The organism is uncultured Haliea sp. (assembly GCF_963973825.1).
Classification (GTDB): Bacteria; Pseudomonadota; Gammaproteobacteria; order Pseudomonadales; family Halieaceae; genus Haliea.
In genome coordinates this window covers 56070-78133 of record NZ_CAXBAE010000016.1, presented here as the reverse complement: position 1 = coordinate 78133, position 22064 = coordinate 56070, and the positions used below count along the sequence as shown (strand labels likewise).

General features: G+C 62.6%; 21 protein-coding genes. 14 read left to right on the top strand and 7 right to left on the bottom strand.

Annotated features, from left to right (window positions below; genetic code table 11):
* Positions 1–26 precede the first annotated feature (26 nt).
* Both AACZ17_RS15880 and AACZ17_RS15875 read left to right on the top strand, forming a co-directional pair.
* A complete protein-coding gene (locus AACZ17_RS15880) occupies positions 27–3251 on the top strand; it encodes an AsmA-like C-terminal region-containing protein (RefSeq protein ID WP_290746949.1) in 3225 nt (1074 codons plus the stop codon).
* A gap of 64 nt (positions 3252–3315) precedes the next feature.
* On the top strand, positions 3316–4668 hold the full coding sequence (locus AACZ17_RS15875; RefSeq protein ID WP_290746946.1) for a sodium-dependent transporter: 1353 nt from the start codon (positions 3316–3318) through the stop codon (positions 4666–4668).
* 12 nt (positions 4669–4680) lie between these two features.
* Here the strand turns inward: AACZ17_RS15875 and AACZ17_RS15870 are convergent, their stop codons facing one another.
* Together AACZ17_RS15870 and AACZ17_RS15865 are read right to left on the bottom strand one after the other, a co-directional pair.
* On the bottom strand, positions 4681–5151 hold the full coding sequence (locus AACZ17_RS15870) for an LEA type 2 family protein (protein ID WP_290746970.1): 471 nt from the start codon (positions 5149–5151) through the stop codon (positions 4681–4683).
* Positions 5151–5321: a hypothetical protein gene (locus AACZ17_RS15865; protein ID WP_339638824.1), complete on the bottom strand. Its 171-nt coding sequence runs from the start codon at positions 5319–5321 to the stop codon at positions 5151–5153. The genes AACZ17_RS15870 and AACZ17_RS15865 overlap by 1 nt, the downstream gene beginning before the upstream one ends.
* Before the next feature lie 64 nt (positions 5322–5385).
* Here AACZ17_RS15865 and xrtH point away from each other — a divergent pair, with 64 nt between their 5' ends.
* The gene (gene xrtH, locus AACZ17_RS15860) at positions 5386–5883 is read left to right on the top strand and encodes an exosortase H (RefSeq protein ID WP_290746940.1); all 498 of its coding nucleotides are present in this window, start codon (positions 5386–5388) and stop codon (positions 5881–5883) included.
* Positions 5880–6497, top strand: coding sequence for an exosortase H-associated membrane protein (locus tag AACZ17_RS15855; RefSeq protein ID WP_290746938.1), 618 nt, complete (start codon positions 5880–5882; stop codon positions 6495–6497). The genes xrtH and AACZ17_RS15855 overlap by 4 nt, the downstream gene beginning before the upstream one ends.
* 9 nt (positions 6498–6506) lie before the next feature.
* On the opposite strand, the gene AACZ17_RS15850 is transcribed toward AACZ17_RS15855, so the two are convergent.
* Entirely contained in the window at positions 6507–7520 is a 1014-nt protein-coding gene (locus AACZ17_RS15850; protein WP_290746934.1) for a MerR family transcriptional regulator, read from the bottom strand.
* A 159-nt stretch (positions 7521–7679) separates the two neighbouring features.
* On the opposite strand from AACZ17_RS15850, the gene AACZ17_RS15845 reads away from it, so the two are divergent.
* The gene (locus AACZ17_RS15845; RefSeq protein ID WP_290746931.1) at positions 7680–8981 is read left to right on the top strand and encodes an RNA polymerase sigma factor RpoD/SigA; all 1302 of its coding nucleotides are present in this window, start codon (positions 7680–7682) and stop codon (positions 8979–8981) included.
* On the opposite strand, the gene AACZ17_RS15840 is transcribed toward AACZ17_RS15845, so the two are convergent.
* On the bottom strand, positions 8957–9868 hold the full coding sequence (locus tag AACZ17_RS15840; RefSeq protein WP_290746928.1) for a TIGR01777 family oxidoreductase: 912 nt from the start codon (positions 9866–9868) through the stop codon (positions 8957–8959). The two genes, AACZ17_RS15845 and AACZ17_RS15840, sit on opposite strands and share 25 nt — an antisense overlap.
* Positions 9869–9948: 80 nt before the next feature.
* Between AACZ17_RS15840 and AACZ17_RS15835 the strand changes: the two genes are divergently transcribed.
* The 4 genes from AACZ17_RS15835 (at position 9949) to infA (ending at position 13555) form a co-directional block, all read left to right on the top strand.
* The gene (locus tag AACZ17_RS15835; RefSeq protein WP_290746922.1) at positions 9949–10797 is read left to right on the top strand and encodes an NAD-dependent protein deacetylase; all 849 of its coding nucleotides are present in this window, start codon (positions 9949–9951) and stop codon (positions 10795–10797) included.
* A 52-nt stretch (positions 10798–10849) separates the two neighbouring features.
* Positions 10850–12286 (top strand): deoxyribodipyrimidine photo-lyase, encoded by a 1437-nt coding sequence (locus AACZ17_RS15830; protein ID WP_290746919.1) that lies wholly within the window; start codon positions 10850–10852, stop codon positions 12284–12286.
* 124 nt (positions 12287–12410) lie between these two features.
* Positions 12411–13250 carry a hypothetical protein gene (locus tag AACZ17_RS15825; protein WP_290746916.1) on the top strand — a complete coding sequence of 280 codons (840 nt, stop codon included), beginning with the start codon at positions 12411–12413 and terminating at the stop codon, positions 13248–13250.
* A gap of 86 nt (positions 13251–13336) precedes the next feature.
* Positions 13337–13555, top strand: coding sequence for a translation initiation factor IF-1 (gene infA / locus AACZ17_RS15820; protein WP_290746913.1), 219 nt, complete (start codon positions 13337–13339; stop codon positions 13553–13555).
* A gap of 44 nt (positions 13556–13599) precedes the next feature.
* Here the strand turns inward: infA and clpA are convergent, their stop codons facing one another.
* The 3 genes from clpA to icd all read right to left on the bottom strand — a co-directional run bounded on the left by clpA (position 13600) and on the right by icd (position 17668).
* Positions 13600–15876 (bottom strand): ATP-dependent Clp protease ATP-binding subunit ClpA, encoded by a 2277-nt coding sequence (gene clpA / locus AACZ17_RS15815; protein ID WP_290746910.1) that lies wholly within the window; start codon positions 15874–15876, stop codon positions 13600–13602.
* Positions 15877–15893: 17 nt separating this feature from the next.
* Entirely contained in the window at positions 15894–16226 is a 333-nt protein-coding gene (gene clpS / locus AACZ17_RS15810; RefSeq protein ID WP_290746968.1) for an ATP-dependent Clp protease adapter ClpS, read from the bottom strand.
* Positions 16227–16414: 188 nt separating this feature from the next.
* On the bottom strand, positions 16415–17668 hold the full coding sequence (gene icd / locus AACZ17_RS15805; RefSeq protein WP_290746907.1) for an NADP-dependent isocitrate dehydrogenase: 1254 nt from the start codon (positions 17666–17668) through the stop codon (positions 16415–16417).
* A gap of 146 nt (positions 17669–17814) precedes the next feature.
* On the opposite strand from icd, the gene AACZ17_RS15800 reads away from it, so the two are divergent.
* Genes AACZ17_RS15800 through purB form a run of 5 tightly spaced genes read left to right on the top strand, consistent with a single transcriptional unit; the run spans position 17815 to position 22061 of the window.
* A complete protein-coding gene (locus AACZ17_RS15800; protein WP_290746905.1) occupies positions 17815–18477 on the top strand; it encodes a pseudouridine synthase in 663 nt (220 codons plus the stop codon).
* A complete protein-coding gene (locus tag AACZ17_RS15795; RefSeq protein ID WP_290746903.1) occupies positions 18474–18926 on the top strand; it encodes an NUDIX hydrolase in 453 nt (150 codons plus the stop codon). Before AACZ17_RS15800 ends, AACZ17_RS15795 begins: the two co-directional genes overlap by 4 nt.
* A complete protein-coding gene (mnmA, locus tag AACZ17_RS15790) occupies positions 18923–20014 on the top strand; it encodes a tRNA 2-thiouridine(34) synthase MnmA (protein ID WP_290746900.1) in 1092 nt (363 codons plus the stop codon). The genes AACZ17_RS15795 and mnmA overlap by 4 nt, the downstream gene beginning before the upstream one ends.
* Complete coding sequence (gene hflD / locus AACZ17_RS15785) at positions 19998–20681, top strand: high frequency lysogenization protein HflD (RefSeq protein ID WP_290746897.1); 684 nt, start codon at positions 19998–20000, stop codon at positions 20679–20681. Before mnmA ends, hflD begins: the two co-directional genes overlap by 17 nt.
* Positions 20682–20684: 3 nt before the next feature.
* Positions 20685–22061 (top strand): adenylosuccinate lyase, encoded by a 1377-nt coding sequence (purB, locus tag AACZ17_RS15780; RefSeq protein WP_290746894.1) that lies wholly within the window; start codon positions 20685–20687, stop codon positions 22059–22061.
* Positions 22062–22064 lie beyond the last annotated feature (3 nt).

Genomic DNA, 22064 nt, shown 5'->3' with positions numbered 1-22064 from the left:
CTTCGAGGAATGCGTCGGGACATCGTATGCGCAAGCTCTGGATCATACCGCTAGCTCTGCTGCTGTTGGTCCCCATTGCCGTGTTCTCCCTGCTCTCGTTTCCTGCGGTTCTGGTCAAAACGCTACATTGGGGCACGACCGCCCTCACTGACTACCGCTTGGAGGTGCACGGCCTGCAGGTCTCGCCCACCGGAATGAGTGTGCGCTTTGACACACTGAGCCTGTATCCGCAAGGCTCCGAAGGCCCGGCGCTGATCACCGTTCTTGACTTCGAGGGACACTCCCGGCTCACCGACCTCTGGCATACCAATCTTGAGGCCACTTCACTGAAGAGCAGCAGCATCGTGGTCTATGTTTCCGCAGACGACGACAGCGAGGACCCCACACCGGCACAGTGGCTGCAGTACCTGCGTTTTCTGCCCGAGACGCTGGAAGTGGACACCGTGCATGTGGTGAATCAGGACGGTGATGTCTCCATCTTTCCCCTGCGAGATATTCGGGGCGGTCGCGTGGGCCGGAACGCCTTTCGCGCGAGCCTTCTGGCGGACCTCGACGGCGCACCGCTGGACGTCAACCTGGACCTCACCGCACAGGAAATCTTCAGCGACAGCGGGAGCGTCCAGTTCAGGGCACAGCTGTCTGCACCGGAGGCCGGTACGCAGGGCTCACTCTCGGGGCAGCTGACCGCCTCCGGCGAATCGCTGCAGTTTGATGTTACCGTGGATGCCGCATTCGCGCGGGTCGAGACCTTCATGAGCGCTTTTCCAAAGGCACCCCCGCTAGCCGGGGCACTGGCGCTGCAGGGCAAGCTGGAGGGCGACCTCGGTAGTTTTTCCCTGTCCGACGCCAGGTTTGAGCTCGACAACCGTCCAGCCTATTATTTTGAGGCCAGCGGCTCGATGGCAAGCCAGGGAAATCCCGACCCCAGACTTTCACTGATCGCCTCAGGTGAACTGGATTCCGCAAAATACTTCCTGCGCTGGCTGGACCTCGACCTCTCGCCATTGGGCGGGATCCGGGCCAGCATTGCCCTCTCAGGCACTCTGGCCAACCCGGCCATTGAGCAGCTGACCGTCGTGACCACCAGCAGCGAGGGTCTGTGGATCGCCCTGAACGGGTCTTCGGGGCCTGGCTCGCTGGGCAGTACAGATCTGCCGCCTGACACCGACTTCACCCTCCACGCCTTTGCTCCCTCACTGGCTGTGCTCAGTCCCTGGCTGGGGCAGGCACCTTCTGTCGATCCCGGCCCCTGGGAACTGGCAGCCGAACTGCGGGAAAATGACGGAGCGCTGCGTGTCGACAACATCAGGGGGCAAGTGGGCCGCGCAGACGGCACACGCCTGCAGGTCGCAGGTGAGATCGCCCGGGTCGCCATCGATACGGCCGCTGACGGCGAACGGGCCTCCGGCATTGAGCTTGCCGTCAGTGCAACCAGCACCGACCTGCAGGAACCCGGACGCTGGTTCGATGCTGACCTGCCACCCGGGTTCGCACTCGAGTCAAAGGCGCGGCTCAGTGGCACCGATGCCGAGCTGATACTGGCAGAAGGCAGCGCACAGCTCTCCCATGAGCACCTCATCATCGACATCAGCGCGCTGAGTACGCGCTTGTCACGTGACGCTGCCTACACCCCCGCCACCGTGCGCGCGACGCTGCAGGCGCTCGCCCCTGAGGCCTCTGCGCTGGGCAGCTTTGTGGCATTGGAACTGCCCGTACTCGGGGCGCTGAGCGTCGATGCCGACGTTACCTACACTGCCGCCCAGGTGTCCCTGACCGACATTCGCGCTGCGCTCCGTGGTGCGCCGGGTAACTTACTGATCACGGGCAGCCTGAACGACGTGACCGGCGCCCGGAAAATCACACTCGACACCAAGGTGCAGGCGCTGAACCTCGATGCCCTGCTCGCAGGCTTCGCACCCGACCTGCAGCCACCGGCAGCACTCGGCAGCCTGCAGGGCAGCTTTGCGCTGCGCGGAGCACAATCGGCCTACAGCCTGGACAAACTGGAACTGAACAGCACGGAGAATGCGGCGCTGAACCTGAAGATCAGCGGCGAAGCGCAGTATCGGGAAGCAGACTGGCGCACAGCGGCGAGCATACGCTACTCCAGTGAGGACCGGGATTGGCTCGCAGCGCTCACCGGACTGCCTCTGAAACCTGTGGCCGGCGAAATTCAGTTCGCGGCAGATACCCACTCGGCGCGGCTGCAGGCGGACACGCGTCTGGAGGAGAGCGACCTCGCGCTGTCTGTCGAGGTGACACACAGCAACGGCAGCCTGAACAGCCTGCGAGCAGCGCTATCTTCCGCGATGGTACGCCTGGAGGATCTCGGCCTGCAAGCGGCCGGCAAGGATGGGGATACGCCGGAGGCTCAACAGGGTACGGAAGTCGATGCCGACGCGCAGACCACCTCGGTACAACAGCTGCTCGCAAGGCTGCCACGCTACCCGGTGGATTTAACGCTGCAGGTGGGCAGTCTGCGGGGCGAGATTACGCGCTTTGACGATATCAATGTCCACATCAGCGGCAGTGGCACCACCTATCTGCTCGACCAGTTCGACTTCAACTACGATACGGCGCCGGCCGCTATTCGGGGCATCGTCGATATCAGTCTGGACCCACCGGGAGTGAGTATTGCGGGGCAGGCACAGTCGATTCCTCTCAACACACTGAGCCGCGACCTGGGTATCGAAACGGATATCAGCGGCTCACTGAACCTGCGTGGCGGCGTGAGCGCCCAGGGCGCGACGGGGGCGGAGCTGCTGCAGCAGCTGGACGGCAGCATGGCCTTTGCGCTGGAGAATGCGACCGTGGAGGGCGCTGCCTACGATGTCCTCGCGACCGGCATCCTGACCTGGCTGTTTTCAGGTGCTGCACTGGAAAAATCCACGTTTCTGGACTGCACCATGGCGCAGTTCACCCTGGAGGATGGGATCGCGCGCACCGACAGCCTGTTCGTCGAATCACCCAACATGATCGCCACTGGCGTGGGCAGCTTCAACCTGCCCAAGCGCACCCTCGCACTGACACTGACGCCGCGGTCCAAGTCGCGGAGCATCCAGTTCCCTTCCAGCATCAGCCTGCGCGGGGACATGGCGAGCCCGCGCACCAGCGTGTCCCCCATCGCCGCCACCCTGGACATTTCCGCCGAAGCCATGCTCTTCGTGCCGCGTTTGCTGGTGAAAGTCTTCGGCGGCAGTCGGTCGCAGTCTGACACGACGCGACCCTGCGAAGTCATGCTCGCGCAATAAGCCCGCACCACATCACCGTGCTACACTTTGCGCCATTACCCGGCAGGCACTTACGGACGATTTTATGGCATCTCCCCGCGGCGAGTTCAGCTCGCGCTTTGGCTTCATCATGGCTGCCGCGGGCAGCGCCGTAGGGCTTGGCAATATCTGGGGGTTCCCGACGCAGGCCGCGAGCAACGGCGGCGCCGCTTTCCTTCTGGTCTATCTGTTTCTCGCCTTTACCCTGGCCTACCCGGCGCTGATGGCGGAGCTGATTATCGGCCGCCATGCGCATGCCAATGCGGTCAGTGCCCTGCGCCAGATCTCTCCGAACCGTGTGCTGCGCAGCATCGGCGGCGGTACGGGCGTTATCGGTCTGGTTGTCGCCAGCTTTATCCTCAGCTTTTATGCGATCGTCGCTGGCTGGATGCTGGCTCACTGTCTGGCCGCGCTCACCGATCTGGCTGGAATGAGCGCAGCCAGTGACTGGCTCACGGACTTCAGTTTCTCGCGAAATCTGGTGTTCATGCTGATCTTCATGGCACTGACCGTCGGCATCATCTCCGAGGGTGTGCAGCGGGGCATTGAACGCTGGTCCAGTCGCCTGATGCCGCTATTGCTACTGTCGCTAGTGTTGCTGGTCATTTATGTACTGACCCTGGACGGAGCAATGGAGGGCCTGCGTGTCTACCTGCTCCCGGATTTTGAACGTGCGCTGGCACCGGGTTTGATTGTCAAAGCACTGGGGGCTGCATTTTTCTCGCTCTCCCTGGGCGTGGGTACCATGCTTATCTACGGCTCCTATATCAGCGATCGGGAAAACCTGCCCGTTGTGGGGGGGCTGGTTACGCTGGTCGACATCTGCATCGCCGTACTGGCCGGCTTCCTGGTGTTGCCTGCCATGTACGTGGCTCTGCACAGCGGCGTGGAAATCTTTACCGCGGGCGGCGCGCTGATTTCGGAGGACACGCTGATCTTCACAGTACTGCCCAAGCTGTTTGACAGCATGGGCCTGGCGGGCATTGGCGTGAGCCTCGTGTTCTTTTTCCTGATGACCATCGCCGCTCTGACCTCCTCGATCTCCATGCTGGAGGTGCCCGTCGCCTACACCATTGAAGAGCACGGCGTGGCCCGCAAACCGGCGGTGCTGGTGATCGGCGTAACGATTGCGCTGGTCAGCACGGTTATCCTGCTGAATTTCGAGGCGCTGTTCGGACTGGTCATCGCCGTTACGACGCGCTACAGCCAGCCGCTGCTCGGCTTCATGTTCTGCCTGTATGCGGGGTGGGTATGGCACCGCGACACGCTGCTGCAGGAGTTGCGCAAGGGCAACGCCGGTGTCGAACACAGCCTGTTCTGGAAACTGTGGCCGGGCTATGTGCGGGTGGTCTGCCCGCTGATCATACTGCTGATCTTCGCCCAGTCCCTGCTGGATTGACCTGCCCGTCGATCAGTTCAGACGCAATTCGCCGCTGTCCTCGACGTACTGGGTAGGAATCAGACCGCGAAAATCTATTTTTGCCGTAAACCGGTAGGCCAGCGCATCGCCCCGGGTTCGACCGAGGCTGCCCAACAGCTTCAGCGCCTCCAGCAGGTTGACGCCGGCATCAATCGTCACCTGTTCTTCGGTATAACCCTCTATGGTGGGTACCTGATTGGTCACGCCACTGAGCAACTCGCGATCGAGCAGCGCAATTCCGTAGCTGATCCCCGCGATGTCCAGAGCCTGCGCGTTGGGATTCGCAATGCGCAACACGATGCGAAAGCGCGGGCCGGAATCGACCATCGGCAGGCTTTTCACGCTGTCGACACTGATTATGGGTGGGTCGATCGAGGGCCCCAACCCGGCGCAGCCAGCCAGGAAAGACGCCAACAACAACGCACAGAGAACTCGCCAACGCGGCTTCATCAGGTGGTTCATCACGAGTCGCGATCCCGAGGTGTGATTGAGAAAAAGAAAACGCCATAACCGAGGCTGAACACGGCAAAGACCATGGCCACCCAGTCACCGGTTTGCAGGTACATCCAGCTGCTGAACACCAGCATGCCCAGCGTGACGACAATCCCCGTATTGCGAGCGGTCGGCGACACAAGAAAACTCCTCTGTGCTATCCTGCGCTCCAGCGCAGCGTTCATGGTCGATGATAGCACCCGCATGGCAAAATTTATCCTGATATTCCTTGCCGTGCTGGTTGCGCTGTTTACTGCGGAAATGCTCGCTCCCGTGCAGGCGGCTGTGGTGCAGCCCTTCACGGCCTCCCTGGCAACACTGAGCGCCGCCCTGATCACACCCTTCGACAGTGACGTCACCGCCTACGGACGGGTCATCGCCCACAGTGTTAATGGCTTTGCGGTCTCCATTGAGTCGGGTTGCAATGGTGTCGAGGCAGCCATCGTGCTGGTGGCCGGAGTCCTCGCCTACCCCGCACCCTGGCGCTACCGGCTGGTGGCGATCCTTGCCGGATTCCTGACCATTCAGGTGCTGAACATTGCACGTATCATCAGCCTGTTTTACCTGGGACAGTGGAACCTGCAGATATTCAACTGGACCCACCTGTACCTGTGGCCGGTCTTTATCATGCTGGATGTGCTTGTGGTGTTCATTCTCTACCTGCGCTATCTCGAACAGCGACCCGGCGCCGCCAGCGGATGACGCTCTACCGATTCATCGGCCTGGTGCTGTTGTTGATGGTTCCCTTTTTTGCGCTCTGGTATGCGCTGGGTGCCCTGCCCGCGGCACCCGCTCTGTGGCTGACCCAGGCTGTGCTGCCCTGGGCCCTGCCGGGGGTGGTGCAGTCGGTAGCGATCGAAGGGCATCAGCTGTTGGTGCTGACGCAGTTTGGCGAGACGGGGGAGACCGTGGTGCCTCTGCAGCAGGCCGATTACCAACTGGCATTCCCGTTGAACACCCGGATTCTCTCCTACTCCATCCCGTTCTACGCAGCGCTCCACTTTTCGAGCCGCATTGACGGCTCGCTGGAGCGCTTTGCACGCGGACTGCTGGTGCTCTGGGTACTGATGTTCATCGGCACTGTGTCGGTGACCCTGAAAAATCTGATGCTGGGGCTGGGTGGCGATCTTCTCTGGAAGACCACCACCACACCCCTGCCCTCCGCCGACGCTATCGCGCTGCTGTTCCAGTTCAGCACGCTGATTGTGCCAACGGTCGCACCCGTGTTGCTGTGGGCCTGGTCGGTGCGGGACAGCCCGCACTGGCGTGCCCTGCTCTTGGGTCAGGGCGCCGAGTCCGACGCGCGGAGTCGCTAGCTCACGACACTAGGCGGCATCGCCCACCCGGCCATTGGCCAGTTCACGCATGAGTGCCTGGTACTCCTCGCCCCGGTCCTCGAGCACCGCCTGCAGGGCCTTTTCCATAAGCCACCGTGCCTGACAGGTGTAGGCGTAGATACAGGCGTGCACGGCAGCGTCACTCCAGTTGTCGACCGAGCAGTTAGACGAATATTCCTCAAAGTAGGCGAGCGAGCGGATGAGGTCGGCGATGTGGCGCGGACACTCGCAATCCAGCGTGCTCTTCAACTGCCGCGCCGCACTCAGCTGCAGATCGGTAAACTGCCGCGGCTTTGCCGTCATCAGCTCACCGAGATTGGTATCGCCAAGGCTTGCCGTCTTGTCGGCAACACTGCGCGCCAGCTCAAAGGCCAGGTAGGCCGGGTCTGGCGGGAAGGTCGTAGCGGCAATATTCTGCTGCTCCAGCGACTGCAGCCAGCGTTCGCTGGCAAACTGGTAGGTGACCAGGGCTTTCTCCACCTGAAGGTTGCGAATCAGGTCGCCCAGCTGACGGGTCTGAGCGCCCGTGAGGTTGGCACACTCCACGACGAGGCTGTCGGCACGGCCGATTTCCTCACACTCCTTTGCGGTAATCTGGCTCAGGGACAGGCGGACCAGCAAGGCATCGACCCCCGCGAGACAACCCTGGTGTTCATCAAGCCACTCGCAGAGCTGATTGCCGATGAATACCACGCGAGGCTTGGGTGCTGGCAGCGCACCGCGGCCGCCCTTGCCCCTGCCGCGCAGTAGCATTTCCAGTGTCTTGCGTTCGTTCGACGCGATTTCTCCGATGCGTGAGCCGCTGTTGACGAGGGCCGCAACCAGCTGCAAATGCTCCAGGTCTGCCTGCGTATACTGTCGGCGACCGGTTGCCGTCTTGTGGCTCGCGCCCAATCCGTAACGTCGTTCCCACACCCGGAGCGTGTCCGGCTTCAACCCGGTCAGCCTGGCGACTGTACCAATGCCGTAGAGAGGGCGAGGTTCCATTACCGCTGCGTTCATATCACGTGCCTCAGTTGGTGTACGGAGTTATTACGCGAAAGACCGCATGCCGGATGAGTTGTCGAGGTTATGTCTGCATGTTATCTGGACAACTGTCCGGAATTTTTGTCCAAGCGGGTCGGTGCAGCGTATATATGCCAAACCAACAGGAGCGACGACGTGGATAACTGGAAGACCGAAACCGACGATCGCGAGCTTGAGCGGCTGTTTGCAGAGGCCCGCCGCTATCCCCTGCTCAGCGCCGAGCAGGAACGCGACATAGATGCCAGCAAGTGGCGTGCTGTCGATGATCTCTGCACGCTTTTCACCGACAGCGAGGGCGGTCGCCGGTACTTGCAGGACTTGCTCGCGCGCATCCAGCACGAGCCACCCGAGGTCGCGAACTTTGCCAACCGTGACCACCACTTCCTGCTGCGTCGCGAACTGGTCAGCTATCTCAGCGGAGGCGAGCAGGTCGCCTCGGTCACGCTGCTCGCGAGCGCCCTGTCCGCCGGGGACCTCGCCGCTGCACGCGACACCATCAAGGAGATGGCACTGCCCGCCAGCCTCGCGGTGGGTATGGCGGGCGCACTGGCCCGCTGTAACCAGCGACCGGTCAAATGCCGGGTTGCTGATGCACTGGACGCCTGGCAGACAACCGCCGAAGGTCGCAAATCGTCTGGCGCACGCTACCGGCTGGAACCCGCGCAGCTCAGTGCGCTGGCGCTCTCGCTTTCACGTTTCAACCAAGCCCGGGACACGCTGACCCTGCACAACCTGCGCCTGGTGTACTCCATCGCCGGCAAGGCCCGGGGCAAGGGAGCACCCTATCGCGACCTGATTCAGGAGGGCACGCTCGGGCTGATTCGGGCCGCGGAAAAGTTCGAGGCGACCAAGGGATATCGCTTCAGCACCTACTGCTACAACTGGATATCCCAGGCGGTGCGGCGCTACATCAGTGACTCCGCGGCACTCATCCGCTACCCCACCCACGTACGTGAGCAGGTGGGGAAACTGTATCGCGAGCGCAACGCGCTCTGGAGCAGCAGCGGTGAGGAACCCAGTGAAGCAGAGCTGGCCTCCGCCGCCGGCATCGATACCGACAAGGCACGGGAGTTACGGCAGCTGCGCAACATGGCCATATCGCTGGACCAGCCGCGCTTCGACGACGATGAAGAGTCCCTGCTGGACAGCCTGCCGGGCGGCCCCTTCGAAGACATCGATGCGCCCGCGGAATCGGCCTCCTTACAGCGCTGCCTGTTGCAGGAGATTGACCATCTGGACCCTGCGGAGAAACAGGTCGTCATTGCCCGCTGGGGTCTGCACGAGGGCCCGCCGCTGACCCGGGCCGAGGTCGCCGATAAACTGTGCGTCAGCCGTGAGTGGGTGCGCCAGCTGGAAAAATCGGCGCTGGACAAGCTGAGCCGGAACAGCGTGGTGCGCAAGGCAGCCAGCGATCACGGCAACCTGTCACCGGCGTGAGGACCCAGTATGGCCTCGAGTGCGCTGTTGATATCCGGGTGCCGCCAGAGGAAACCCGACGCCTGGAGGCGTCGGGGCATGACCCGTTGACCGGTAAGAAGCAGTTCATCCGCCATTTCACCGAGCAGCAGGCGCATGACCGCCCCGGGCACCGGCATGCCGGGCAACGTTCTGAAATGCTCCCGCATGGCGGTACAGAAGTCGCGCTGTGTCACGGGCGCTGGCGCGGTGACATTCACCGGGCCGGACATCGCCTCCTGCTGCAGCAAAAAGTCAAAGGCCGCGACAGCATCCGCACGATGCACCCAGCTCAGATACTGTCCGCCGCCCCCCGGCCAACTGGCGATTCCCATACGGAAGGGCTGTGCCATCTGCACGAAGGCGCCGCCGCCGGCATCCAGTACCACACCCAGCCGCAACAGGCAGACGCGAACGCCAAACTCTGCAACCGCCGCTGCCTGAGCCTCCCATGCCTGGCAGAGTTCACTGGCAAACCCGCTGCCCGCAGCCGCATCCTCGCCCAACGGTTCACTGTCACGGAGGCCGTAGAAACCGATCGCAGAGGCGTTGAGCAGCACCCGCGGAGGCACTGGAAGGCCGCGCATCCACGCGACCAGCGCCCGCGTGCCCTCGACACGGGAATCTACCAGCGTTTTCTTGTACGCAGCTGTCCAGCGTGCGCCCGCGAGAGAAGCACCCGCAAGGTTGACCACGGCCTCTGGCGAGGGGCTGGCGGGCACCGCCTCCAGCGTCTGCACATAGCGGCAGTGATGCGTGTCCGGGTGCGGCGAGCGACTGAGAATGGTGAGTTCATGCCCCGCAGCCAGCCAGTACTCGCGCAGGGCCTCACCCACAAACCCGGTACCGCCGGTCATCAGAATATGCATGGTCTGTATTCTCCCGTTGTCGCCGCTCGCCCACCCGGCAGCGGACTGTGCCCTGCCCCCCTTCGCGGGGTCCCGACACCATGATGAGCAATACGGAGCAGGAACTGCAACAGTTGCAGGACTTCATTACCCGCTACCCGAGGGTAGTCGCGTTAACCGGTGCCGGTATCAGCGCCGGCTCGGGCATTGCCACCTACCGCGATGCCGCGGGCCGCTGGCTCTACAGCACGCCGATTCAGCACCGCGAGTTCCTGCACGCGGCGGCTGTCCGCCAGCGCTACTGGACGCGCAGCTGGTTCGGCTGGCCAGCGGTGCGTGATGCACGGAGCAATGCGGCACATCGGGCGGTTGCCACGCTCGAACAGCAGGGTGTTATCCGCCTGGTCATTACACAAAATGTTGATCGCTTGCACCAGCGCGCGGGCAGCAGCGCGGTGATTGACCTGCATGGCAGGCTGGACCGGGTACAGTGCCTCGGTTGTGCCGCATTCACCGACCGCGAAGTGATGCAGCAGCGACTCGCCCACGACAACCCTCACCTTGCAACGCTTTCCATACCCCGGGGACAGCGACCCGATGGTGACATGGCCCTGCCTGACGCGATGTCGGCCAGTACCCGGGTCCCTGCCTGCGAAGCCTGTGGCGGTATCTTGATGCCCGATGTGGTGTTTTTCGGTGGCAGCGTTCCGGCCGAGCGGGTCACTAAGGCCAGAGCGGCGCTGGCGGATGCGGATGCCCTGCTGGTCATTGGCTCATCGCTGCAGGTCTACTCCGGCTTCCGCTTCTGCCGCCAGGCCGCCGCTCAGGGCAAGGCGCTGGCGATCGTGAACCCGGGGCAGACCCGGGCCGATGCACTCGCTACACTACGCCTGAAGACGCCCTGCGAAACGCTGCTGAATGCCCTGGTAAGGGGCAACGTCACCGCCTGAATGCACAACCTGCCGGGCATGCCATACGCTGAAAACCTTTGGACCAATCACCATGGCCACCACAATCTATCTGTTTCGCAGTGACCTGCGCCTGACTGACCTTCCCGGACTCGCTGCGGCCAGCCGAGCGGGAGATGTACTGCCGCTGTACGTGCTCGACGACACCAACGCGGGAGAGCGCGCACTCGGCGCTGCCAGCCGCTGGTGGCTGCATCACAGCCTGAGGTCACTGGCTGACACCATCGCCGATAGCGGAGGCACCCTGAACCTGCTGCAGGGGGACACCAACGCCCGCCTGCGGGACCTGTTGTCCTCAGGCAATATCGATGCAGTCCACTGCAGCCGGGCCTACAGCCCCTGGGAAGTGGCGCTGGAGGCACAGTTGCGCGACACCTGCGAGGCCATGGGCGTTACTTTCAAGCGCTATCCCGGCCCGCTACTGCACGAACCGGAGCACATCGCCAACCAGTCGGGCGAGCCCTTCAAGGTCTTCACGCCCTTCTGGCGCCATTGCTGCCGCGCAGAGGCGCCGTCCCAGCCGGTGCCCTTCCCTTCCCGCACCACCTGGGCAGATCCCCTGGCACAGCGCAGCAGTCTCGATGACCTTGCACTGCTGCCGAGAAAACCTGACTGGGCCGCGCACTGGCCGGAGTTGTGGACGCCGGGCGAGGAAGGCGCACGCAACACGCTTGCACACTTCCTGCGGGAACGCGTCTCAGGCTACGCCAAAGGTCGCGATCATCCCGCGGACAATGCGACATCGCGGCTGTCGCCGCACCTGCGCTTCGGCGAAATTTCACCGCGCCAGGTGTGGCACGCAGCGCGCGCATGCCTGCAGCAGGAACCGGTGCTGGAGGAGCAGATCAACAAGTTTCTCGCCGAGCTAGGCTGGCGTGAATTCTCCTATCACCTCTTGTTCCACTTTCCCGATATTGAGCAGGCACCGTTCAAGGCTCAGTTCGAGGACTTCCCCTGGCTCGGCGACGAAGCGCTGTTGAAAGCCTGGCAACGCGGCCAGACCGGCTACCCGGTGGTCGATGCGGGGATGCGCGAGCTCTGGCACACAGGCTACATGCACAACCGCATCCGCATGGTCACGGCGTCGTTTCTGACCAAACATCTGCTCACGCACTGGCGCGCCGGCGAGCGCTGGTTCTGGGACACCCTGGTCGATGCGGACCCGGCCAGCAATGCCTGCAGCTGGCAGTGGGTAGCGGGTAGCGGAGCGGATGCTGCGCCCTACTTCCGCATCTTCAATCCGGTCACCCAGGGTGAGAAATTCGATGCAGGCGGTAGCTATGTACGCCGCTGGGTGCCGGAGCTTGCCGACCTGCCCGATCGCTACCTGCACAAGCCCTGGGAAGCCCCTGAGGCCGCGTTGAGAGAGGCGGGCATCACACTCGGCAAGGACTACCCGGAGCCCGTGGTGGACCACCGTGACGCCCGCGAAGCGGCCCTCGCTGCCTATCAGCAGATACGCAAGGGTTAAGGCGGGCTTCACCGTCCTGTGCGGGATACGCACGTGACGCTGGAAATCTGCTGAAAGAGCGTCAATACTATCCGCCGTAACGCAGACGATGCGCAACCCTCTTCCCACACGGAGCGACCCAACCATGGCACTGAAACATTCCCCACTGTACACGGCACTGCTACTTGCACTGGGTTTGTATGCGGCACCCGGCAGCGCGGATACCGCCGAGGTTGTTGATGCAGAAGGCAACCGCATCACCTTCGAATACGAGGGCAGTAACCTGCGCGTGAACATGGCGCAGGAACAGGGCAGCTACATGCTGGCCAATGCGCAGAGCCTGTACGTTGTCACCAACAACGACGGCCAGATCATGGTCATCGATGTGCAACAGGCCATGTCCATGTTCGGGGGCATGGCACAGGCAGCGGTACCTGACCTCGCGGAGGTTCGCGTCGAGACCCTTGAGGCCACCGGGCGCAAGGAGACCGTGGCAGGCATTGAGGGGGAGGTCTATACGCTGAGCTTTGTTGACCACAACGGCCAGGCACAGCGGGCGGAACTGGTGCTGTCACCGGATGCGCGGGCCGTGGGCTTCCGCGACGCCATGCACCGGATGGCGTCACGTGTCGGCGACATGGTCGACCAGCAGGATGCAGCCAACCTGCTGCAAACCCGTCTCAACGACAAGGAGCTGGGTGTACTGCGCTACGGCCAGGACATGCGAGTGGCCAGCATCAATGCCGGACGCGTTGACCCCGCACGCTTCGTGTTACCGGCAGAACCCACCGATCTCTCCGCGCTCGGCGGCCTCTTCGGTGGCGGCAACGGCAGCGAGGAAGGGGGTATGGGCGGCATTATGTCCGGCATATTCGGCGGTGGTGCGAAAGAGGCACCCAGCGACGAGGCCGCGCCCGCGGATGACAGCCTGGAGAATGCCACCAAGGAAATCGGCAAGGCTTTCGGCAAACTGTTCGGCAATTGAGCGGCAGTTTTGCCGCATATTGAACTGGTACACGCGGCGGCTTTAGTGCAAAATGCGCCCCTGATTTTACGAGGGACTGCCGCCGCATGGCAAAAGAAGACCAGATCGAGATGGAGGGTGAAGTCGTCGACACCCTGCCCAACACAACGTTTCGTGTCAAACTCGAAAACGGACACGTTGTGACCGCCCACATCTCGGGCAAAATGCGCAAGAACTACATTCGCATCCTGACCGGCGATAAAGTTCGCGTGGAACTCACCCCCTACGACCTGACCAAGGGCCGCATCACGTATCGCGAGCGCTGATACCGCGGTAACCCCACGGTATCACTGCGCGGCTACCGCCTCCCTCAGGCGGGTTCCGCTTCCGTTTCCTCTACCCGCACCTCCAGGCCGTCTCCAGCCTCATTGAGGCGTACCTGAGCAACACCACCGCCCTGCGCCAGCGAGCCGAACAGCACCAGCTCCGCCAGTGGCTTCTTGATGTACTCCTGAATCACCCGCGCCATAGGCCGGGCGCCCATATTGCGGTCGTAGCCCTTTTCCACCAGCCACAGCCGCGCATCTTCGTCCACGTCCAGCGTCACGCGCTTTTCATCGAGCTGGCCCTGCAGTTCGGTGAGGAATTTATCGACGACCGTGAGGATCACATCTTCGCCCAGCGGTTCGAACTGCACGATGCTGTCGAGGCGGTTGCGGAACTCCGGCGTGAACATCCGGTTGATCGCCTCCATGGCATCGGTACTGTGGTCCTGGGTCGTGAAACCGATGGTGCGCCGACTGATGCTCTCGGCGCCGGCGTTGGTGGTCATCACCAGGATTACATTGCGGAAGTCCGCCTTGCGACCGTTGTTGTCGGTGAGCGTGCCGTGATCCATCACCTGCAACAGCAGGTTGAAGACCTCCGGGTGGGCTTTTTCAATCTCATCGAGCAGAATCACCGCGTGCGGATGTTTGGTGACGGCATCGGTCAAAAGGCCGCCCTGGTCGAAGCCCACATAGCCCGGCGGTGCACCGATCAGGCGCGACACGGTGTGCCGCTCCATATACTCGGACATATCAAACCTGATCAGTTCCAGCCCAAGCTGGCGCGCGAGCTGTTTGGTCACCTCGGTTTTACCGACGCCGGTGGGCCCTGCCAGCAGGAACGAGCCAATCGGCTTGTCACCCGAGCGCAGCCCTGCGCGCGCCAGCTTGATCGACGTGGCCAGGCTGCTGATGGCGGCGGTCTGCCCAAATACCACCATCTGCAGATTCTGCTCCAGCTTCTGCAGTGTTTCACGGTCGTCGGAGCTGACCGACTTTGGCGGAATCCGCGCTATTTTGGCCACCACCGCTTCAATGTCGGCAACGCCGATCACTTTCTTGCGCTTGGAAGGCGGCTGCAGCTGCTGATAGGCACCCGCCTCGTCGATGACATCGATCGCCTTGTCGGGCAGGAACCGATCCGTGATGTAGCGGGCCGACAGGTCCGTGGCCACGCGCAGCGCCTTGTTCGTGTAGCGCAGCCCGTGATGCTCCTCAAAACGCGACTTCAACCCCTTGAGAATCAGGTAGGCGTCATCGGGTGAAGGTTCCAGCACGTCAATCTTCTGGAAGCGCCGGCTCAGGGCCTTGTCCTTGTCGAAGATACCGCGGTACTCCTGGAAGGTGGTGCTGCCAATGCAGCGCATCTTGCCCGAGGTCAACAGCGGTTTGAGCAGATTGCTCGCGTCCATGACGCCGCCAGAGGCTGCCCCGGCACCGATGATGGTGTGGATCTCATCAATGAACAGGATGGCACCTTCACGTTTCTTGAGGTTGGCGAGCAAACCCTTGAAGCGCTTCTCGAAGTCACCACGGTACTTGGTGCCGGCCAGCAGTGCGCCGAGGTCCAGCGAATACACCACGCTGTCCTTCAGCATTTCCGGCACGTCACCATCGACGATCATTTTTGCCAGACCCTCGGCGATGGCCGTTTTACCAACGCCAGACTCACCGACCAGCAATGGATTGTTCTTGCGGCGGCGCGCGAGGATCTGGGCCACGCGCTCCACCTCAGGCATGCGCCCAATCAGGGGGTCGATGCGCCCGGCGCGGGCCTCCTCGTTCAGGTTGGTTGCAAAGGTATCGAGCGGGCTCTCTTCGCCATCCTCCGCGGCGGTGGCATCGCCTGTCGGGTTGCCGCTGGCACTGCCCTCGCCGTCCTCGGACACCCGGGAAATCCCGTGCGTGATGAAGTTGACCACGTCGAGCCTGGCAATGCTCTGCGTCTTGAGAAAATAGACGGCCTGGCTTTCCTGCTCGCTGAAAATCGCCACCAGCACATTGGCACCGGTGACTTCGCTGCGGCCGGAGGACTGCACGTGGAACACCGCACGCTGCAGCACACGCTGGAAGCCCAGCGTGGGCTGGGTCTCGCGGTCGTCGTTGTCCTCGGGAATCAGCGGCGTGGTGGCATCGACGAACTCCATGAGGTCGCCGCGCAAGGCGTTGATCTCTGCGCCACAGGCCTTGAGTACGCGAATGGCGTCATTGTTGTCCAGGAGGGCCAGCAACAGGTGCTCGACCGTCATGAACTCATGGCGCTTGCCCCGGGCCTCGCGAAAGGCCTCGTTCAGGGTCAGTTCCAGATCCTTGCTCAGCATACTCTACCACTCCCGGGCTACTCGCCCTCCGATGCCTCGATTTCGCACAACAACGGGTGCTGATTGTCTCGCGCGTACTGATTGACCTGGGCTGCCTTTGTCTCGGCAATGTCCCGGGTGTATATACCGCATACGCCCTTGCCCTTGGTATGGACTGTCAACATGACGTGCGTGGCCTGCTCGCGGTTCATCCGGAAGAACACCTCGAGTACTTCAACCACGAACTCCATGGGGGTGTAATCGTCATTGAGTAGCACCACCTTGTACAGCGGCGGCTTCTTGAGCTCCGGTTTCGAGTCCTGCAATGCCAGGCCACCGTCGCGATCGCGCTCCCCCTCATCGCCGGACATGCGCCACGCGCCGGCCAGGATTACCTCGTTCACTCCATCCCTCTCAAACGTTTGCCCTGCCATAGATAGTGGATATTGGCCCATTATAAGTCAATTCAACCCCGACCTGTTTTTCGCGCGAAAACCCCGCCCACAAAAAAAGGGCCCGTGCTGCCACGGGCCCTTCTTCGCAAGCCTGCCGGGCAGGTTTACATGTTTTCGATCAACTTCTGGCCAAACTCGGAGCAGCTGACCAGCGTTGCCCCTTCCATCAGGCGCTCGAAGTCGTAGGTCACCGTGCCCTTCTGGATGGCGCCGTTCATGCCTTTGATGATCAGGTCAGCGGCTTCGTTCCAGCCCATGTGGCGCAGCATCATTTCTGCCGACAGGATCAGCGAACCGGGGTTCACCTTGTCCTGGCCCGCGTACTTCGGCGCAGTGCCATGGGTGGCCTCGAACAGCGCGATGTTGTCGGACAGGTTCGCACCGGGCGCAATGCCGATGCCGCCGACCTGCGCCGCCAGGGCGTCTGACAAGTAATCGCCGTTGAGGTTCAGCGTGGCGACCACACTGTAGTCCTTGGGACGGGTGAGGATCTGCTGCAGCATGGCATCAGCGATCACGTCCTTGATGACGATGTCCTTGCCATTGTTGGGGTTCTTGATGCTGACCCAGGGGCCCCCATCCAGCAATTCACCGCCAAACTCCTGCTGGGCCAGTTCGTAGCCCCAGTCGCGGAAGGCGCCTTCGGTGAACTTCATGATGTTGCCCTTGTGCACCAGCGTCACGGAGGGCAGATCCTGGTCGATTGCGTATTGAATGGCCTTGCGCACGAGGCGCTTGGTGCCTTCCTCGGAGACCGGCTTGATGCCGATGCCGACATTCTGCGGGAAGCGGATCTTGGTGGCGCCCATCTCGTTGATGATGAAATCGACAACCTTGTTCGCCTCGTCGGAACCGGCCTTGTATTCGATACCGGCATAGATGTCTTCGGAGTTCTCGCGGAAGATCACCATGTTGCAGGCGCCCGGATCCTTTACCGGCGAGGGGACGCCCTCAAACCAGCGCACCGGTCGCAGACAGGTGTAGAGATCGAGTTCCTGGCGCAGCGCTACGTTCAGCGAACGGAAGCCGCCACCGACGGGAGTGGTCAGGGGACCCTTGATGCCCACAGAGTATTCCTTGATCGCCTGCAGCGTTTCCTCGGGGAACCAGTCACCGTCGTACAGTTCGGCGGCTTTCTCACCCGTGTAGATCTCCATCCAGGAGATCTTCTTGCTGCCACCGTAGGCTTTCTCAACAGCGGCGTCGACCACGTTGATCATGACCGGGCTGATATCAACACCAATGCCGTCGCCCTCGATGTAGGGGATGATCGGATGGTTGGGGACGTTCAGGCTGAAATCGTCGTTGACCGTAATCTTTTCGCCGGTCGCCGGCACCTGGATGTGCTTGTAGCCCATAGATTGTTCTCCGTCGCTGTGGGTCCATTGAGTCCCGGGGTGCGGTATCCTTGTGGGAGCCCCCGTTAAAACGGCGCTTAGTGTATCAGGTTTCCCGGCCTTTCTCTTGAACCGGGGAGCAGTTTTTTCCCCACGGCGGAGCCGCGATGGCCACGGTCATTCTGTTCAATAAACCCTTTCAGGTACTGAGCCAATTCAGCGACCGCAGCGATCACCCGGCGGCGAGCGCGGCCGCGTCCACTGGCGATACCCGGCAGCCCGCTCGCGCCACGCTGGCCGACTACCTGCAGGCGCCTGGCTTCCGGGTAGCCGGGCGCCTCGATTTCGACTCCGAGGGCCTGCTGCTGCTGACGGACAGCGGCGCTCTGCAGCAGCAGATCACCCATCCACGACACAAACTCTGGAAGACCTACCAGGTACAGGTGGAGGGCACGCCCGATGCGGCGCAGGTCGCCGCATTGCAGGCAGGCGTCACCCTGCGCGACGGACCCACCCTGCCCGCCCGCGTGCATGTCATCGGCACACCGGCGCAGCTCTGGCCACGCACGCCCCCCGTGCGCTCACGATTGACGGTGAGCGACAGCTGGCTGGAGATCAGCATCCGCGAAGGCCGGAACCGGCAGGTGCGCCGCATGACCGCGGCGGTCGGCTTGCCGACCCTGCGGCTGATCCGCACGCGGATCGGCGACTGGTCACTGGAGGGCCTCGCACCCGGCGCCCATCGCAGGCTCACCGTGCACGCCCCGCAACAGCGCGCCCCGGGATCTGTGCGACGCCCGCGAGCCGCGGCGCCGAGACGGAAACCATGAGCGATTGGCAGCCCCATGTGACCGTCGCGACTGTGGTGTTTGACGGGGCCCGCTACCTGCTTGTCGAGGAGCGCGACAAGACGACGGGCAAGCCCGTATTCAACCAGCCTGCAGGCCATCTCGAAGCGCGGGAGACACTGTTTCAGGCGGCACTGCGTGAAACCCGGGAGGAGACCGGCTGGGAGGTCATGCTGGAGGGGGTGCTGGGGCTTGCACGCTATGTGGCACCCGGCAATGGGGTCACCTACTACCGCACCACGTTTTGCGCGCGTCCACTCCAGGCGTTGCCCGATGCGGTACTGGACAGCGACATCCTCGCCGTGCACTGGCTGCGTTACGAGGAAATCCTCGCAGTTTCTGCTAGAATGCGCAGCCCGCTGGTGCTGGCCGCCATTGAGCAGCATCGCAGCGGCATTCGATACCCTCTGGACCTGATTTCACCCGCATGAGCCTCAACGCAGCGACCAAAGTCATTGTCGGCATGTCAGGTGGCGTGGACTCCTCCGTCGCCGCGCTACTGCTGCGCGAGCAGGGCTATCGGGTGGAAGGCCTGTTCATGAAGAACTGGGACGAGGACGACGGCACAGAGTATTGCACTGCAAAAGCCGACTTCGCCGATGCACAGGCCGTTGCCGATGCCCTCGACATCCCCCTGCACGGCGCCAACTTCGCGGCCGAGTACTGGGACAACGTGTTTGAGCACTTCCTGGCGGAGTACAAGGCAGGGCGCACCCCCAACCCGGATATTCTCTGCAACCGGGAAATCAAATTCCGCGCCTTCCTCGACTACGCACTGCTGCTGGGCGCCGACTTCATCGCCACCGGACACTACGCGCGTCGCGGCGAGAGCCACGGCAAGGCGGCGCTGCTGCGGGGGCTGGATGCCAACAAGGACCAGAGCTATTTTCTGCACGCCGTGGGACATCGGGAACTGGCACAGACCCTGTTCCCGGTGGGTGAGATCGAGAAACCGGAAGTGCGCGCCATTGCTGCGCGCCACGGCCTCGTCACCTCGGACAAAAAAGACTCCACCGGCATCTGCTTCATCGGCGAACGCCGTTTCAAGGATTTTCTGCAACAGTATCTGCCTGCACAGCCCGGCGACATCTACAGCCTCGACGGCGAGATCCTGGGGCGGCACCAGGGACTCATGTATCACACCATAGGCCAGCGCCAGGGGCTGGGCATTGGCGGCCTTGCCGACCACGGGGATGAACCCTGGTATGTCGTGGGCAAGGACCTCGAGCACAACGTGCTGCGCGTCGCCCAGGGCAATAACCACCCCGCGCTGTTCAGCAGCGGCCTGCAGGTCAGTGATATTTTCTGGATCACCGGTGATACACCCGAACTGCCGTTTCGATGCACTGCCAAGGTCCGCTACCGCCAGGCAGACCAGTGCTGCAGCGTCATCGCCGAAAACGGTGTTTATCGGGTCCACTTCGACGAACCACAACGCGCGGTCACCCCGGGACAGTCCGTGGTGCTCTACGATGGCGAGCGTTGCCTGGGGGGAGGCGTCATTGAACGAACCGACTGAGCGCTCTGCACAGCCGCCGCTGCTGGATCAGCAGACTATCGCCCTGGCGGGTGTCGCGCAGGCCGCGCGGCTGGTCGATCAGGTTTCACGCACGGGCAGCTGTCCGGCAGAATTCCTGCAGGCCTCGCTGAACAGCCTGTTTGTGTTTGACAGCGACTCGGTGGAAGCCGTTTACGGTGGGCTGGGCAGTGTGAAGCTGGGTCTCGACACGCTTGCAATGGTGTTGAACAACCAGCAACCACCGGAAATGCGCGACATGGTGCGTTACGTTTTCAACCTGCTGTATCTGGAACGCAGATTCGCCGCGGATCCGGCCATGATGCGGGTGGTTCACTCCCGGCTGCAGCACACCAGCTTTCGCGCCGAACACTTCGCCGGTAACGTAAATGATATCTGCCACAGCGTGTCCGGTATCTACCAGGACACACTGAGCACCCTGAAATTTCGCATCAAAGTGAACGGCAACGCTCAACACCTGCAGAACCGCCAGAGCGCAGACACCATCCGCGCCCTGCTGCTGGCTGGCATCCGCTCCACGCACCTGTGGCGGCAGCTTGGCGGCCGGCGCTGGAAGCTGCTGCTGCAGCGCCGCAGGATTGCGCGCCGCGCCTATGACCTGTCACGCCAGTTGGGCGTGGCCCACCATCCGACAGATTCTCCGGAGTAAGCCATGGAACTGACCGCCCTCACCGCCATATCGCCCATCGACGGACGCTACGCTGCACGCACCGCGCCCCTGCGCGAGGTCTTCAGCGAATACGGCCTGATCAAGCGCCGCGTGCTGGTTGAGGTGCGCTGGCTACAGCAACTCGCGCAACTGTCCGGCGTAGACGAAGTACCCGCCCTCTCACCGCAGGCGAATGCGCAGCTTGACGCTATCGCCGAGGACTTCAGCGAGGCCGATGCGCAGCGTATCAAAGCCATTGAGGCCACCACCAACCACGACGTCAAGGCCGTTGAGTATTTCATCAAGGAGCGGTTTGCCGGCAACCCGGAACTGGAAGCCATCGCCGAGTTTGTCCATTTCGCCTGCACCTCGGAGGACATCAACAACCTGTCCCATGCCCTGATGCTGCGCGATGGCATGAACGACGTGTTGCTGCCCGCCATGCAGCGCCTGCTCTCCGCACTCTCGGAGCTGGCGGTCGCCCACGCCGGGGCACCGATGCTGTCGCGCACCCACGGGCAGACCGCGAGCCCCACCACCATGGGCAAGGAGATCGCCAACGTAGTAGCGCGCCTGCGTCGCCAGGTGGCACAGCTGGAGGCCGCAACGTACCTGGGCAAAATCAACGGCGCCGTCGGCAACTACAATGCCCACCTCAGCGCCTACCCCGAGGTGGACTGGCAGGCCAACGCGAAGGCCTTCGTGGTCGGACTCGGCCTGGACTGGAACCCCTACACGACCCAGATTGAACCCCACGACTACATGGCGGAACTGTTCGACGCCGTGGCGCGTTTCAACACGGTATTGATCGACCTCGACCGTGACCTCTGGGGCTACATCTCCCTGGGCTATTTCCGCCAGCGCACGGTCGCTGGAGAAGTCGGTTCCTCGACCATGCCCCACAAGGTCAATCCCATCGACTTTGAAAACTCCGAGGGCAACCTGGGCATCGCCAATGCGGTTTTCCAGCATCTGGCCAGCAAACTGCCCATCAGCCGCTGGCAGCGCGATCTGACCGATTCCACCGTGCTGCGCAATATGGGTGTGGGCTTTGGCTACAGCCTGATCGCCTACGAAGCCAGCCTCAAGGGCATCGGCAAGCTGCAACTCAATGAGGCACGCCTGGCAGAGGACCTGGAGCAGAGCTGGGAAGTGCTTGCGGAGCCGATTCAGACCGTCATGCGGCGCTATGGCATTGAGAAGCCCTACGAGAAGCTCAAGGAACTGACCCGCGGCCAGGCGATGACCCGGGAGACCCTGCAGGCCTTTATCGCAGGGCTGGACATCCCCCCGGAGGCGAAAGCCGCGCTGCTCGCACTGACCCCCGCGAGCTATACCGGCAATGCCGCCGCGCAGGCGCGCGCGATCCGCGAGGACTAGCGC